This window comes from Lysinibacillus sp. PWR01, from assembly GCF_043359455.1.
GTDB classification, from domain to species: domain Bacteria; phylum Bacillota; class Bacilli; order Bacillales_A; family Planococcaceae; genus Lysinibacillus; species Lysinibacillus fusiformis_F.
The window spans coordinates 39,591-54,991 of the sequence record NZ_JBHERJ010000063.1 but is presented as its reverse complement, the minus strand read 5'-3'; the positions used below and the strand labels follow the sequence as shown (position 1 = coordinate 54,991).

The following is a 15,401-nucleotide window of genomic DNA, read 5'->3' as shown; positions in this document are numbered from 1 at the left end:
AGTTAATTAGTACGTATATTTATATTTTATAAAATATGTAGAAACTTTTCTCCAACTAAACCATCCAATAGTTTGTCAATATTTATTAATGGAAAATAAAAATAGTTCATTTTATACTAAATTTGGGCATGCCAAATAACCGCTAATAACATTACGCATATCGACTATAAAGATGTAGATTTATTAAAAAAATTCATCTCTAAACGCGGTAAAATTTTACCACGTCGCGTAACTGGCACTAGCGCTAAGTACCAACGTAAATTAACTTCAGCTATCAAAGTATCTCGTATTATGGGATTACTTCCATTCGTAGCAGAAGACAAATAAGATTGATGATGGTAAGGTAACTGACCTTACATCAATTTTAAAAACCAGCATATTACGATATTCGTATCGGGTATGCTGGTTTTTTGTTATGGTTAAAAAGGAAATTATCAACCACTTAGGTAAAAGTCTGAATTAAAATTGAAAAAATAATGACAATGTACATAGTGATCTAAGTGATTTTTGTTCAATACTATGAAAAAATGGTACAATAAAGGGTAGTAAGTTTGACTGAAAAAAAGGAAGGTTTTCAATGCCGAATAATCAAACAAAAGCGCTTGTACAAGGCTCAATGATGGTTGCACTTTTTACAATTTTAATGTTAATTTCTGCATATGTACCATTCATCTTTATAGTAGCTTTATTATTCGCTCCACTACCGATTGCTTGGTATAGCGCAAATTACAAGCGTTCCACATCAATACTCGTAGCAATAGTAGGCTGTATCCTAACCACTATAACGAGTGGAATATCCATGCTGCCATTTGCCTTTATTTTAGGGTTATTAGGTGTCGTTATGGGTAACGCCATTTATCTGAAGAAGAGTAAGCTTTATTTATTTATGTCCATGGGGATTGCTAATCTTATCTCGATGGCAATTGTTTATATTGCCTATGTAAAGCTTTCAGGAATTGACTTCATTAACATGAGTTTAGAGATGGCGCGTAAAAATTATGAGCAATCTAATGAATTTGCAAAGAATGTAACAGGTCAAGTAGCCATAAATCCAGAACAGCTTGAGGCGATGTTTAAAACAATTGAACTGACTATGCCTGCAACGATAACAATCTCAGCATTTTTTGCTGCATTTATTATCATTACAGTAAATTTACCAGCTCTAAAACGACTAGGAGTAGATGTTCCTAAATTTGCTCCGTTCCAAAATATGAGATTACCACGCTCTATTTTATGGTATTACATGATTGTTTTATGCATTAATTTATTCATGCGTCCAGAGGCTGGTTCTACGCTAGATATCATTGTATTAAATGTTTCTTATATTTTATGGTTGTTACTCATTCTACAAGGAATATCTTTTATCCATTATTTTATTTCTAAAAAAGGGATGCCAAACGGTGTTAAATGGGTAGCTACTTTGTTAGCAATTCCTTTATCATCCTTCATGATCTTACTCGGTATTGTTGATTTAGGTTTTGACGTACGTTCACTTGTAAAGGGGAAGACTAAAGAATAAGGGGCTGATTGTAATGGGGACTTTTAGAAAACGACCAATTCGCTATCCGCTTTTTGTTCTTTCCATATTTGGAACTGTGACGTTCGTGCTTCTATGTATTTGGAATATCGGGATAGGTATCGGTTATGGTGTAGGTTTTGTTTTACTGATGACCTACACATGGAAGGTAGAAAAGATAGCTTATGAGGAAACGGAAAAGCATATTGAATCTATTTCCTTCCGTATGAAAAAAGTAGGGGAAGAGGCATTGCTTGAAATGCCGATCGGGATACTTCTGGTTAATGAGCAATATGAAATAGAATGGTCTAATCCATATATGCAAGGTATCCTTAATGTGGAATCATTAGTGGGTGAAGGTATTGTCAATATATCCGATGATATCTACGTGTTAATGAAGACCGAGGAAACAAATGAGGCTACGATTACATTACGTGATCGGAAATATCGGGTTTATTATAAAAAAGAGGAACGACTACTGTATTTCTTTGATATAACTGAACAGATTGCCATTGAAAAGCAATACTTTGCAGACCGTACAGTAATCGCTATATTGTTTGTCGATAATTACGATGAAATCACGCAAGCCATGGACGATCAACCACGTAGTTTAACTAACACAATGGTTACTTCAATTGTCAATGAATGGGCTGCCGAGCATGGTGTGTTTGTCAAACGAATATCATCCGATCGTTTCCTAGCAGTATTAAATGAATCCATTTTAACGGAGCTGGAAAAGAAAAAATTTGCTATTTTAGATACCATTCGTGAAAAAACAGCTCAAAAGAATTTATCGTTAACATTAAGTATTGGGGTAGGAGCTGGATCATCCTCATTAGTTGAGCTTGGTGAGTTGGCACAATCAAGTCTAGATCTTGTTTTAGGACGGGGTGGTGACCAAGTGGCAATAAAGCAACCTACTGGAAAACTTAAATTCTATGGTGGAAAAACAAATCCAGTTGAAAAACGTACACGTGTTAGAGCGCGCGTTATTTCACATGCATTACGCGATTTAATTCAAGACAGTGACCAAGTGTTTGTTATGGGACATAAAAATCCTGACATGGACTCCATTGGTGCGTCTGTAGGTGTACGGAAAATGGCTCAAATGAATGATGTAAAGGGCTATGTCATCATCAATTTTGATGAATTAAATGGTAGCGTTACACGATTAATGAATGAAATAGAGAGTAAATCAGATTTCTATGAAAATTTCCTTACACCAGAGGAAGCCGCTGGTAAAATGACTGAGAAATCGTTGCTCGTTATTGTTGATACACATAAACCGAATTTAGTAATTGATGCACACCTATTGAAATTAGCTGAAAAGGTGGTTGTAATCGACCATCATCGTCGAAGTGAGGACTTTATCGAAAATCCTACACTTGTTTATATGGAGCCATATGCGTCGTCCACAGCTGAGCTAGTGACAGAGTTACTAGAATATCAGCCGAAGCGTGCAAAGATCAATATGCTAGAAGCTACTGCATTGCTGGCAGGTATTATTGTTGATACCAAAAGCTTTACACTTCGAACAGGAGCACGTACATTTGAAGCTGCTTCTTATTTACGAACAAATGGTGCAGATACAGTGTTGGTCCAACGTCTCTTAAAGGAGGACGTGGACACATATATAGAGCGCTCCAAAATTGTGCAAACAGTTAAGTTCGTAAAACCTGGAGTAGCTGTTGCTGTAGGTGAAGAATCAAAAGTGTATGACTCTGTCTTAATTGCGCAAACAGCAGATATATTACTAACGATGAAGGATGTTAGTGCATCATTTGTCATTGCGCATCGGGCAGATGGAAAAATTGGTATAAGTGCACGCTCACTTGGCGAGGTCAATGTACAGCTAATTATGGAGAGGCTCGGCGGCGGTGGACATTTAACAAATGCTGCCTGCCAAATAGATGCTAAATCCATTGATGGTGTGAAAAAACATTTAGAAGAGGCCATAAATGAGGTCTTTGAAGGGAGTTCTGACTAATGAAAGTAGTATTTTTAAAAGACGTTAAAGGAAAAGGAAAAAAAGGTGAAATTAAAAATGTAGCTGATGGCTATGCACAAAATTTCCTAATTAAGAATGGCTATGCAGCGGAAGCAAATGCGCAAGCTTTAAGCCAATTAGATGGGCAAAAAAAATTAGAGGCCAAAAATGCAGCTGCTGAATTAGCTGAAGCACAAGCATTAAAGGAAAAAGTAGAAGCACTAACAGTTGAGCTAAAAGCAAAATCAGGTGAAGGTGGCCGCTTATTTGGCTCAGTATCTACAAAGCAAATTGCTGATGCATTACAAAAAGTGCATGGCATTAAAATTGATAAACGTAAAATGACTTTACCTGATGGAATTCGTTCACTTGGCTTTACAAATGTTCCTGTAAAACTACATCATGAAGTATCAGCAACGTTAAAAGTACATGTAACGGAAGAATAAGGAGCGACGATCCATGAGTGAACCGATGATGGACCGCGTTCCACCGCATAACCGGGAGGCGGAACAATCGGTTATCGGTGCTATCTTCCTTGAGCCACAAGCATTAATAACAGCATCAGAAATTTTATTGGCAGATGATTTTTATTTAAATGCCCATAAGAAAATTTTCGAAACGATGTTGCGCTTGAGTGATCAAGGAAAAGCGATAGATGTTGTAACAGTTACTGAAGAATTATCAGCTAAAAAAGAGATTGAGGACGTTGGCGGGCTTTCTTATTTACTAGAGCTCGCCAATGCTGTCCCTACAGCTGCCAATGTCGCCCATTATGCCAAAATCGTTGAGGAAAAGGCCCTCTTACGTCGATTGATTCGGGTCGCTACGAAAATCGTCGAGGACGGCTATACGCGTGAAGACGAAGTAGAGGCATTATTAGGTGAGGCAGAGAAGAAAATGATGGAGGTTGCCAATCGTAAGAATGCAGGAGACTTTAAGCATGTTAAAGATGTGCTAGTGGAAACTTTCGATAATATTGAGCAACTTCAATCACAAAAGGGAGAAGTAACGGGTATACCAACTGGCTTCCGTGATTTAGATAACATTACTGCTGGCTTTCAGCGCAACGACTTAATCATTGTTGCTGCACGTCCATCTGTAGGGAAAACGGCCTTTGCATTGAATGTTGCGCAAAGTGTTGCCGTACAAGCACGTGAAAATGTAGCAATCTTTTCTTTAGAGATGGGTGCAGAGCAACTGGTAATGCGTATGCTTTGTGCAGAGGGAAATATAGATGCACAAGTTTTACGTACAGGTGCTTTAACTACAGAAGATTGGGGTAAACTAACTATGGCAATGGGTAGTTTATCGAATTCAGGGATTTTTATTGATGATACACCTGGTGTACGTATCAATGAAATTCGTGCAAAATGTCGTCGTTTAGCACAGGAAAATGGACTAGGAATGATCTTAATCGATTATTTACAGTTGATTCAGGGTAGTGGCAAGCCAGGAGAAAACCGTCAGCAAGAGGTATCAGAGATTTCACGTTCCTTAAAGGGATTAGCCCGTGAATTAAAGGTACCTGTTATTGCTTTATCACAGTTATCTCGTGGAGTTGAGCAGCGACAAGATAAACGGCCAATGATGAGTGACTTACGTGAATCGGGAAGTATTGAGCAAGATGCTGATATTGTTGCGTTTTTATACCGTGATGATTATTACGATAAAGAATCTGAGAATAAAAATATGATCGAAATTATCATTGCGAAACAACGTAATGGTCCAACAGGAACCGTTACACTTGCCTTTAAAAAAGAATTCAATAAATTCATTAATGTGGATTGGTCACAAATGCCACCACCACCGCCACGTGATTAGTCATGTTATTCGTCATTCAGATAAGTTGCCTATCCGTAATGAAATATTACCCTTAGAATGAATTAATCTGAATGTTCGATAATATTCATACCATTCTGTTATTAAACACGAACGTTAAATCAGATTTTTTGATTTTATGTTCGTGTTTTTTCACTGTTTTTTATTGACGAGTTGTTTCTATCATTGTTACAATAATTGAGGCTTGAAATTTGAGATACAAAGGTATCTAACGGAGGTGCTGATTATGACATCAGTAGTAGTTGTAGGAACACAGTGGGGAGACGAAGGAAAAGGTAAAATTACAGATTTCCTTTCGCACAAAGCCGATGCCATCGCTCGTTTTGCCGGTGGAGATAATGCAGGACATACCATTAAAATTGATGGTGAAACTTATAAATTACATTTAATTCCATCGGGGATCTTCTATAAAGAAAAAACTTCAGTAATTGGTAATGGATTAGTTGTGAATCCAAAATCACTGGTAACGGAGCTTAAAGGTTTACAAGAGCGCGGTATTAATACAGATAATCTACGTATTTCTAATCGTGCACATGTTATTTTGCCTTATCATATTAAACAAGATATAGCTGATGAAGAAAGTCGCGGAGACAATAAAATCGGCACAACTTGTAAAGGAATTGGACCTTGTTATCAAGATAAAGTAGCACGTATTGGGATTCGTATGGCTGACTTACTTGATAAGGAAATCTTTGAAGAAAAACTACGTCATAATTTAGCCATTAAAAATAAATTATTTGAGAAATTCTATGAAGTTGAAGGGGTAACATTCGAAGAAATTTTCGAGGAATACTATGGTTATGGACAAGAAATTGCAAAATATGTCGCTGATACATCTAAAATCTTAAATGATGTCCTTGATGAAGGCGGTAAAGTGCTATTCGAAGGTGCACAAGGAATTTTACTTGATGTCGATCAAGGTACGTATCCATATGTAACATCTTCAAATCCAGTTGCAGGAGGAGTAGCGATTGGCGCTGGTGTTGGTCCATCACGCGTGACAAGTGTTATAGGTGTATCCAAAGCCTATACATCTCGTGTAGGAGATGGTCCTTTCCCAACAGAGTTATTTGATGAAGTGGGTCAACAAATTCGCGAGGTAGGTCGCGAATACGGTACAACAACTGGTCGTCCACGTCGTGTAGGCTGGTTCGACACAGTCGTTGTTCGTCACTCACGCCGTGTAAGTGGCATTACTCATCTTGCCCTTAACTCTATCGATGTTTTATCTGGTTTAGAAACAGTAAAAATTTGTACAGCATATAACTATAAAGGTGAAACAATTACAGAATATCCAGCAAATCTTCATATTATTGAACAATGTGAACCGATTTATGAAGAGCTTCCAGGCTGGTCAGAGGATGTAACAAGCTGCCGAACTTTAGAAGAGCTACCTGAAAATGCACGCCGCTATGTGGAGCGTATTAGCGAACTAACGGGCATTCAAATTGCTACTTTCTCTGTTGGACCTGCACGTGAGCAAACAAACGTGTTAGTGGACGTTTGGGAAGCATAATGAAATAAAATGAAAAGGGCGTGCCAAATGCGGCATGCCCTTTTTTAGTGAATATCCTTCTTCTTAAAGCGACCACCTTTTACCTCGGCGATATTACCGATGGCTAGAAACGCATTGTCATCTATTTCAGCGACGATTGTTTTCAATTTAGACTCTTCTAAACGAGTAATAACGGTAAATATGACTTTCTTGTCATTCCCCGTATAAGCTCCCTCTCCGTGAAGGAAAGTAACGCCACGACCAAGTCGATCCATAATAGTTTGTCCAATTTCATCAATGTCATCACTTATGATATAAACAGATTTCGATTCTTCCAATCCTTGAATAACAATATCAATCATTTTATAGGCAATATAGTATGCAATGATGGAGTACATGGCTTGTTCCCAATTAAAAATAAAACCTGCCACCGTAAAAATAATGACATTGAAGAACATAATGATTTCTCCAACTGAAAAAGGTGTCTTGCTATTAAATAAAATAGCTAATATTTCAGTTCCATCCAATGAACCTCCATAACGAATGACAATACCGACACCAACTCCTAAAATCATTCCTCCAAAAACTGTTGCCAATAATGTGTCTTCCGTAAATGGATGGATAGTATGTAAGGCAAGTGTTGCGAACGAGAGTACGGTAATACCTAGACCTGTCGACAGTGCGAAGGTTTTACCAATTTGTTTATAGCCTAAAAAAATAAAAGGTAAGTTTAAAATGAAGATGAAAATACCAAGGGGTAAATTTAATAAATGAGATGTGATAATGGAAACACCTACGATTCCACCATCCATAATGTGGTTAGGTACTAAAAACAATTCTAAGCCCAATGCCATTATAATCGCACCTAGCGACACCATAACAATTCTTGCAAAAACTTTCCGCATGCTATTTTTCTGAGGTCTCAACATTTTTGCTGTGTTCTCAGAGGTTTGTGAATCACTCAATTTAATCGCTCCAATCAAATAGTGTACCTTCTATATACATTTTATCGGAATATTAAAAAAGTAAAAAGTGTTAAGCCCAAATTCACTTGAAAAAAATTAAAGAATAGTATACCCATGATATTTTTTAAATTGTATTTTAAGAACCAGTATATGAATAAAAATACAGTATTTATAAACTATATAAAATATATTCTATGTAACAATAAGTAGATAAATAATACATTTACATTACAAAAGAGCGAAATCGTTCAAACGTCATTTTCTTTATGGTACATTATAGGGGTGCAAAAAATCCTTGTGGGTAAATCATCCTACAGTAGGGTAAAGTTGGAAGGGGCTTTATTGATGAATTCGTTTTGGAATAGAAAAGAAGAAAACAATAGATTCACCTACAATTTTTCTTCTTTTAAAAAGGCTTCAATCATTGTAGTTTTAATGACAAGTCTAACGATTAATATGGGATTTGCTAAGGAATATAACAAAGAAAACTTAAATAAAATTTACCACGTTTATGTAGGGAATGAATATATTGGTGCAGTGTCTGATGAGAAAGCGATTCAAGAAATTATTGCATCAAAAGAAAAAGTAGCAAGTCAGCAATTCAAAGGTTTATCCATTGATGCTAGCTCAGCTGTTAAAATAATCCCAGAACAAGTATTTACAAATGAAACAAAAGATGCAGAAACATTATCAAAACTTAAGCAATCTTTAGTAGCTAAATCTGATGCCTTTACATTATTAGTAAATCATAAACCGGTAGTATCATTAAAGAATACGGAAGCTTATGAAAAAACGGTTCAAATGTTAAAGCTACAATATGTTTCTCAGCAAGAATTAGAGAAATTATCTAAAAACCAACAATCTAATAATAATCTACCAGAATTACAGAATGGTGAGTCCCGACTTCTAGATGTTTCTTTTAAACAAGGAGTTTCAGGATTATCACAAAAAGTTACACCAACTGATATTGTATCACCTGAGCAAGCCGTGAAATATTTAATGACAGGCTATCTTGAGCAGGAAACGTATAAAATTCAATCTGGAGATGTGTTAGGGTCGGTTGCTAAAAAACATAATTTAACAACAAGCGAACTGTTAGCTCTGAATTCTGATATTACAGTGGATACAGTTTTACAAATTGGACAAGAATTAAATGTTACTGTGGCAAAGCCGTTTGTAACACTTGAAGTAAAAAAGGAAAAGAAAGTTGCGGATATCATTCCGTTTAAAAAAGTAGTCGAAGAAGATCCTACAATGTATAAAGGTGAAAAGGTCATCAAGCAAGAAGGTGTTAATGGAAAAAAAGAAACAACCTATGCATTAACATCTGAAAATGGTACGCAGACATCAAAAGTTGCCTTAGAGGAAAAAATCCTTCAACAACCAGTAGATGAAATTGAAGTAGTCGGTACAAAGGTTATTTCTTCACGTGGAACTGGTGAATTTGCATGGCCAGCAGTCGGGGGCTATATTTCAAGTGGTATGGGTGAACGTTGGGGAGCCTTCCATCGTGGTATTGATATCGCTCGACCAAGTAACTATAATATTTTAGCTGCTGATAATGGTGTAGTTGTTGCAGCTGGCACTTCTGGCACCTATGGTAATCGCATTGTTATTAATCACAATAATGGTTTTACAACACTTTATGGACATCTATCTTCAATCAATGTTGAAGTAGGACAAGTAGTGGAAAAAGGTTCTGTGATCGGTATTATGGGTTCCACTGGAAATTCGACAGGTACACATTTGCATTTTGAAGTTGAAAAGAACGGTTCATTAGAAAATCCGTTATCTTATGTAGGCCGATAAACATGTTGAATAGAAGGCAGTCCAAATAATGGACTGTCTTTTTCTATTATTTCCCGAGAAATAATTGTTGAAATACATCGCTTTATGTCACAGTATTAGAAGGATCGAATATCGATTAATGCATAGAATGCGAAAGCATGATAGAGTTAAGAGTAGTGAATTTACCAATACACATTGTTTAAGAATAGATAAAAAGCGAAAGGGAGAGAATGTATGAACAAAACAATTTTAGTTGTTGACGATGAGAAACCAATCGCAGATATTTTGCAATTTAATTTAATAAAAGAAGGCTATAAAGTTATTTGTGCCTATGATGGTGATGAGGCATTAAAGAAAGTAGAGGAAGAGCAACCAGATTTAATGCTTTTAGATATTATGCTGCCAAAGCGTGACGGAATGGAAGTTTGTAGAGAGGTTCGTAAAAAATACGACTTCCCAATTATTATGCTAACAGCTAAAGGCTCTGAGATTGATAAAGTATTAGGTTTAGAGATGGGTGCAGATGATTATGTCACAAAGCCATTTAGTACACGAGAGCTGATTGCGCGTGTGAAGGCCAATATGCGCCGTTTACAAGTGGTCGCTCCAGCAGCAGAAGAGGCTGAGGAAGAGTCGAATGAGATTGTCGTAGGATCGCTTGTTATTCAACCAGATGCTTATTTAGTAATGAAGCGTGATGAGGCAATTGAACTGACACATCGCGAATTTGAGTTACTTCATTATTTAGGGAAACATATTGGACAAGTAATGACACGAGAGCACTTACTACAAACAGTATGGGGCTATGATTACTTTGGGGACGTACGAACTGTTGATGTAACCATTCGCCGTTTACGTGAAAAAATTGAGGATAATCCTAGTCATCCAGCTTGGATTGTCACACGACGTGGTGTAGGTTATTATTTACGAAATCCTGAACAGGAGTAATAGGAATGCAGAAAGTGAGCTTCTTTAAATCGATTCATGTCAAACTAGTGCTGATTTATATTTTATTAATATTACTTGCTTTACAAATTATCGGTATCTATTTCGCTCGTGAATTAGAACGAAATTTGAAGAGCAACTTCCAAGATTCCATTTTTCAGCGAGTTGACTTGATGCAATATAGTCTTCGTGAAGAAATTTTAAAGGAACGCGATGAAAGCATGCCTAAACTAGAGGAAAGCCTAAAGTCAATTGTTATGGAGTTTTCTACTGGTTTAAGGGATGTTTCGAATGGTGATATTTTAGAAATCCGTGTTATTGATGATAGACAAAGAATACTTGCAACATCTGAGCTTGAAAATCAAAATTTAATAGGCCAACGCTCTAATACGGATCTTGTACGTCGAGCAATATCTGCTGAAACACTATTTGATATTATTAAGCTGGACAATAAAACGAGAAATCGTGTGTGGGTATTAGCGAACCCCATTCGTGCTGGTGCAGGACCAGACGATGAAATCATTGGTGTACTCTATATTGAAGCCAATATTGAATCCGTTTTTGAACAAATGAATGATATCAATCAGATTTTCCTTGGTGGTACGGCAATGTCCTTGGTCATTACCATCTTCTTAGGTATTCTTGTGGCACGAACGATTACACAGCCAATTGCTGATATGCGAAAGCAGGCTCAAGCAATGGCTAAGGGGAACTATTCTCGGAAAGTGCGTGTATATGGTACAGATGAAATCGGACAGCTAGCCGTCACCTTTAATCATCTAACCAACCGTTTACAGGAAGCACAATCGACCACAGAAGCTGAACGCCGTAAGCTAGATTCAGTTCTGAGTAATATGACAGATGGTGTTATTGCAACAGATCGTAAGGGACGTATTATTCTAATCAATGACCCTGCACTAGAATTACTGCATATTTCAAGAGATATTACATTAGGGCGTCCTATCGCCTCCGTATTGGGGATTGATCAGGAATATAGCTTTGAAGACTTAATCCATATGAATGATGCAGTCAATTTAAACTTCAGTACATCGGATGCACCCTATATACTTCGTGCTAATTTCTCTGTTATTCAAAAAGAGACGGGCTTTATTAATGGTCTGATTACAGTATTGCACGATATAACAGAGCAAGAAAAGATTGAAATGGATCGTAGGGAATTTGTATCGAATGTATCACATGAGTTAAGAACGCCATTAACAACAATGCGCAGTTATTTAGAGGCACTAGCAGATGGGGCATGGAAAGATGAAAATATTGCTCCTACATTTTTAAATGTAACGCAAACCGAAACAGAGCGTATGATCCGTCTAGTGAATGATTTATTGCAGTTATCTAGAATGGATAGTTCAGATTATGAGTTGAATAAAGATATTGTCTTATTTAATTCATTCTTTAACCGTATTATTGATCGATTTGAAATGTCTAAGTCTGACAAAGTACAGTTTGAACGATTATTCCCTGAAACATCCTTTTATGTAGAAATTGATACGGATAAGGTCACACAAGTCATTGATAATATCATTTCGAATGCTATTAAATATTCACCAGATGGTGGGAATATTCGCTTTGGCTTTACTGGACAAGAGGACATGCTGAAGGTCATGATTTCAGATGATGGCATGGGTATTCCTAAAGAAAACGTTGGTCGTATTTTTGATCGCTTCTATCGTGTGGATCGTGCTCGTGCTCGTTCTATGGGAGGAACAGGTTTGGGATTAGCTATTGCGCGGGAAATGATTGAAGCACACGGTGGTAAGATTTGGGCTGAAAGTGAAGAAGGACAGGGTACAACAATTTTCTTCACATTACCATATGATGCAGATGAATTTGGTGAGGCAGGTGAGTGGGAATGAAATATATAGAGCCGGTTAAATCTGTTGTATTATTTCTACTTGTCATGCTGAGTGTGATCTTAACCTTTTTAATTTGGACTTATACACCTGATTATAAATACATTGAAAAAACAGAGGGAGAGGAAATTTTAATTAAGCCGCAAAAAGATATGGAGGATATTATTCGCCCATACAAGGCTATTTTCCGTTCTGAAGAAGAGTTTACAGGTACGGTTTCTAACGCAGCTATGAAAGATATGATGAAAGTATTTAAAGGCTGGAATGTTTTAGATTTAGTGCCTGTAAACAACAATCTTTCTGCAAACTATGTGAATCAAATTATTGGTGCAGATCATCGGATGACTATCTTTTTTACCGGAGAGATTCCCTTTTCAGCTTTTAACACGACTTTTCAGTTCACTGATAAGGAATTACCAGAAACAACGTTCAATCGTATGATTATAGATTGGAGTAATTATAATAGCAAAGAATTAATGTTGTATTACATTAGTGGCAATAACCAATCATTATTCCGCTCACATGTCAGTGTGCCAAACATGAATCAATTTATACAGGAAGTCATTGAGCCTGCAAAAAAATATGAGATTTTTAAAGAAGTGGAGAGAGAGGGCTATACATCTCTTTATCTGGCAAACAGTAATATTGAATCTGTAAAATATACGTACTTTATTGAGGATATTACACCAGAATTATTTAAAAATGTGTTATTCCCAGATCCAAATATTGTGCAGCGTAATGTTGAAAGTGCATCCTCTGAAAAATATACAGATGGTATGTCATTAATGACCTTAGAAACAAATCTAAAATCATTAAACTATGTATATCCAGCTGCAGAAAGTAGTATTAGAGTCGAGCCTTCCAAGCTTTTAAAGGATAGCTTTGAATTTATTAATGAGCATGGAGGATTTACGGCAGATTTCCGCTATGCTTCATCCAATACCAATAAAAATCAAATAGATTATCAAATGTATCTGCAAGGTTTCCCTGTCTATAGCAATCATGTCATTACACGAATGACAACGATTTGGGGAGATAGTCGAATTTTCCATTATAAGCGTCCATACTTCTCATTGGATATGGATATATCATTAGAGAAAGAAATTAAAGAATTAGCATCTGGTGCGGAGATCGCAGAGAGATTAAAAAGCGCTAACAGTATACCTTTGTCTGATATTGATGAAATTGTCTTGGGCTATTATTTAACACAAAATCAAGAACAGAATATATTTATATTCGAACCTTGTTGGTTTGTTATTCGTAATGGTAGCTGGACTAAACTGACTCCTGAAGTATTAGGAGGTGTTAAAAATGGATTGGAATAGAACAAAATCTATTTTTATATTCGTTTTTTTAATACTTAACATCTTCTTGTATTCACTTTATGTCAATCGCTATAATGAAGCGAAAGATATTGAGGTACCTGGTGAAAGAACAATAGAAGCTCGTTTAAAAGATGACAATATTACATATGGCACATTACCAAATAATATTGAATCTGCTTCGTATATGACAGCTCAAGTGCATAAATTCACACCAGCTGAATTTAGTAATAACAACCAACAAATTAAATTTAAAGATGATAATAATACAAAGGCACGTGTTATTTTTATGAGGCCTATTAAATTACGTAATGTGAGTGATGATGCAAGCTTTACAGATTTTGCCCTTGCAAACATTATTGAAGGAGCATCTTATGCTTTATGGAAAGTAGATCGCGAAGAACGAGTAGCGATTTTTTTCCAAAAGACAAACAACCGAATGTTCTATTATAGCGGTTCATTAAAAATCAAATGGAATGCAAATAACGAAGTAACAATGTATGAACAAACAATGATTGATAATATTGAAGAAATGGAACAGCAGGAAACAGTTATTCCACCACTTCAAATTATTCAAACTTTGTATGCAAAAGGACCGCTCAAGCCAGACTCGCGCATTACACAAATGAAACTAGGTTACTCAACGCTTGTTAAATTGACACGTACACAGGTATTGGTGCCAACATGGGAAGTTCAAGTGAAATTATCTGATGGGACAAAAGAGGAGTACTTTGTGAATGCAGTAGAAGGAAAAGTCATCGAAATCCAGGAGGACAAGCAAGAGAGCGAAGAAGAAGACTGGGGAGTTGAATAATGCGATTTAGTGTTTTAGCAAGTGGCAGTACAGGGAATTCGATTTATGTAGAGAATGACGATCATGCTTTTATCGTCGATGCGGGTCTTAGTGGGAAAAAGATGGAGCAACTCTTTACAAAAATCGACCGTAATATGAAGCAACTCAGTGGTATCTTTGTTACACATGAGCATAGTGATCATATTAAAGGAATTGGTGTACTGGCACGAAAATATCATGTACCAATTTACGCAAACGCCAAAACGTGGCAGGCGATGGACGGGCTTGTGGGTGACATTCCTGTTGAGCAACGTTTTGAATTTGAAATGGATACAGTGAAGCATTTTGGTTCTTTAGCTGTTGAATCCTTTGCCGTTTCACACGATGCAGCAGATCCAATGTTCTACACTTTTCATGAAAATGATCGCAAGCTAGTCATTATTACAGATACGGGCTATGTTAGTGATCGTATGAAAGGAATTATCCGCGGCGCAGATTCTTTTGTCTTTGAAAGTAATCATGATGTCAATATGCTTCAAATGGGACGGTATCCTTGGTCTATTAAACGTCGTATTTTAAGCGATGTAGGACATGTGTCTAATGAGGATGCAGCGATCGCTATGAGTGAGGTTGTATTTGATAAGACGACCAATATTTATCTTTCACATTTAAGTAAAGATAATAATATGAAAGAGCTAGCACGTATGAGTGTCGCACAAACTTTGCAATCTTGTGGCATCCTTGTTGGTGAGCATGTTCATCTTTATGATACGGATGCAGAAGAACCAACAAAATTAGTCACAGTTTAATCATAAGCTATTTAGGCAAAACTTGAAGCTGTTCAATGCATTTAAAAAAATGCATTGGGCAGCTATTTTTA

General features: G+C 36.6%; 13 protein-coding genes. 12 read left to right on the top strand and 1 reads right to left on the bottom strand.

Features of this window, described 5'->3' with window-relative positions:
- The first annotated feature begins 120 nt into the window (after nucleotides 1–120).
- The 6 genes from rpsR to ACEVFT_RS12660 all read left to right on the top strand — a co-directional run bounded on the left by rpsR (nucleotide 121) and on the right by ACEVFT_RS12660 (nucleotide 6,858).
- Complete coding sequence (gene rpsR / locus ACEVFT_RS12685; protein WP_342534819.1) at nucleotides 121–327, top strand: 30S ribosomal protein S18; 207 nt, start codon at nucleotides 121–123, stop codon at nucleotides 325–327.
- Nucleotides 328–577: 250 nt separating this feature from the next.
- A complete protein-coding gene (locus tag ACEVFT_RS12680) occupies nucleotides 578–1,519 on the top strand; it encodes a YybS family protein (protein ID WP_205446294.1) in 942 nt (313 codons plus the stop codon).
- Nucleotides 1,520–1,532: 13 nt separating this feature from the next.
- Nucleotides 1,533–3,503, top strand: coding sequence for a DHH family phosphoesterase (locus tag ACEVFT_RS12675; RefSeq protein WP_205446293.1), 1,971 nt, complete (start codon nucleotides 1,533–1,535; stop codon nucleotides 3,501–3,503).
- Complete coding sequence (rplI, locus tag ACEVFT_RS12670; protein ID WP_205446292.1) at nucleotides 3,503–3,949, top strand: 50S ribosomal protein L9; 447 nt, start codon at nucleotides 3,503–3,505, stop codon at nucleotides 3,947–3,949. The genes ACEVFT_RS12675 and rplI overlap by 1 nt, the downstream gene beginning before the upstream one ends.
- 13 nt (nucleotides 3,950–3,962) lie before the next feature.
- A complete protein-coding gene (gene dnaB / locus ACEVFT_RS12665; protein ID WP_004233370.1) occupies nucleotides 3,963–5,324 on the top strand; it encodes a replicative DNA helicase in 1,362 nt (453 codons plus the stop codon).
- A gap of 244 nt (nucleotides 5,325–5,568) precedes the next feature.
- The gene (locus ACEVFT_RS12660; RefSeq protein WP_205446291.1) at nucleotides 5,569–6,858 is read left to right on the top strand and encodes an adenylosuccinate synthase; all 1,290 of its coding nucleotides are present in this window, start codon (nucleotides 5,569–5,571) and stop codon (nucleotides 6,856–6,858) included.
- Nucleotides 6,859–6,902: 44 nt separating this feature from the next.
- Here the strand turns inward: ACEVFT_RS12660 and ACEVFT_RS12655 are convergent, their stop codons facing one another.
- Entirely contained in the window at nucleotides 6,903–7,766 is an 864-nt protein-coding gene (locus ACEVFT_RS12655; RefSeq protein ID WP_205447205.1) for a YitT family protein, read from the bottom strand.
- 381 nt (nucleotides 7,767–8,147) lie between these two features.
- Between ACEVFT_RS12655 and ACEVFT_RS12650 the strand changes: the two genes are divergently transcribed.
- The 6 genes from ACEVFT_RS12650 to ACEVFT_RS12625 all read left to right on the top strand — a co-directional run bounded on the left by ACEVFT_RS12650 (nucleotide 8,148) and on the right by ACEVFT_RS12625 (nucleotide 15,330).
- The gene (locus tag ACEVFT_RS12650; RefSeq protein WP_205446290.1) at nucleotides 8,148–9,611 is read left to right on the top strand and encodes a M23 family metallopeptidase; all 1,464 of its coding nucleotides are present in this window, start codon (nucleotides 8,148–8,150) and stop codon (nucleotides 9,609–9,611) included.
- A gap of 213 nt (nucleotides 9,612–9,824) precedes the next feature.
- Nucleotides 9,825–10,538: a response regulator YycF gene (gene yycF / locus ACEVFT_RS12645; RefSeq protein WP_036077923.1), complete on the top strand. Its 714-nt coding sequence runs from the start codon at nucleotides 9,825–9,827 to the stop codon at nucleotides 10,536–10,538.
- A gap of 5 nt (nucleotides 10,539–10,543) precedes the next feature.
- Nucleotides 10,544–12,409, top strand: coding sequence for a cell wall metabolism sensor histidine kinase WalK (walK, locus tag ACEVFT_RS12640; RefSeq protein WP_205446289.1), 1,866 nt, complete (start codon nucleotides 10,544–10,546; stop codon nucleotides 12,407–12,409).
- Complete coding sequence (locus ACEVFT_RS12635) at nucleotides 12,406–13,731, top strand: YycH family regulatory protein (protein WP_342533657.1); 1,326 nt, start codon at nucleotides 12,406–12,408, stop codon at nucleotides 13,729–13,731. Before walK ends, ACEVFT_RS12635 begins: the two co-directional genes overlap by 4 nt.
- Entirely contained in the window at nucleotides 13,718–14,542 is an 825-nt protein-coding gene (locus ACEVFT_RS12630) for a two-component system regulatory protein YycI (RefSeq protein ID WP_205446287.1), read from the top strand. Before ACEVFT_RS12635 ends, ACEVFT_RS12630 begins: the two co-directional genes overlap by 14 nt.
- Nucleotides 14,542–15,330, top strand: coding sequence for an MBL fold metallo-hydrolase (locus ACEVFT_RS12625; RefSeq protein WP_205446286.1), 789 nt, complete (start codon nucleotides 14,542–14,544; stop codon nucleotides 15,328–15,330). Before ACEVFT_RS12630 ends, ACEVFT_RS12625 begins: the two co-directional genes overlap by 1 nt.
- Nucleotides 15,331–15,401 lie beyond the last annotated feature (71 nt).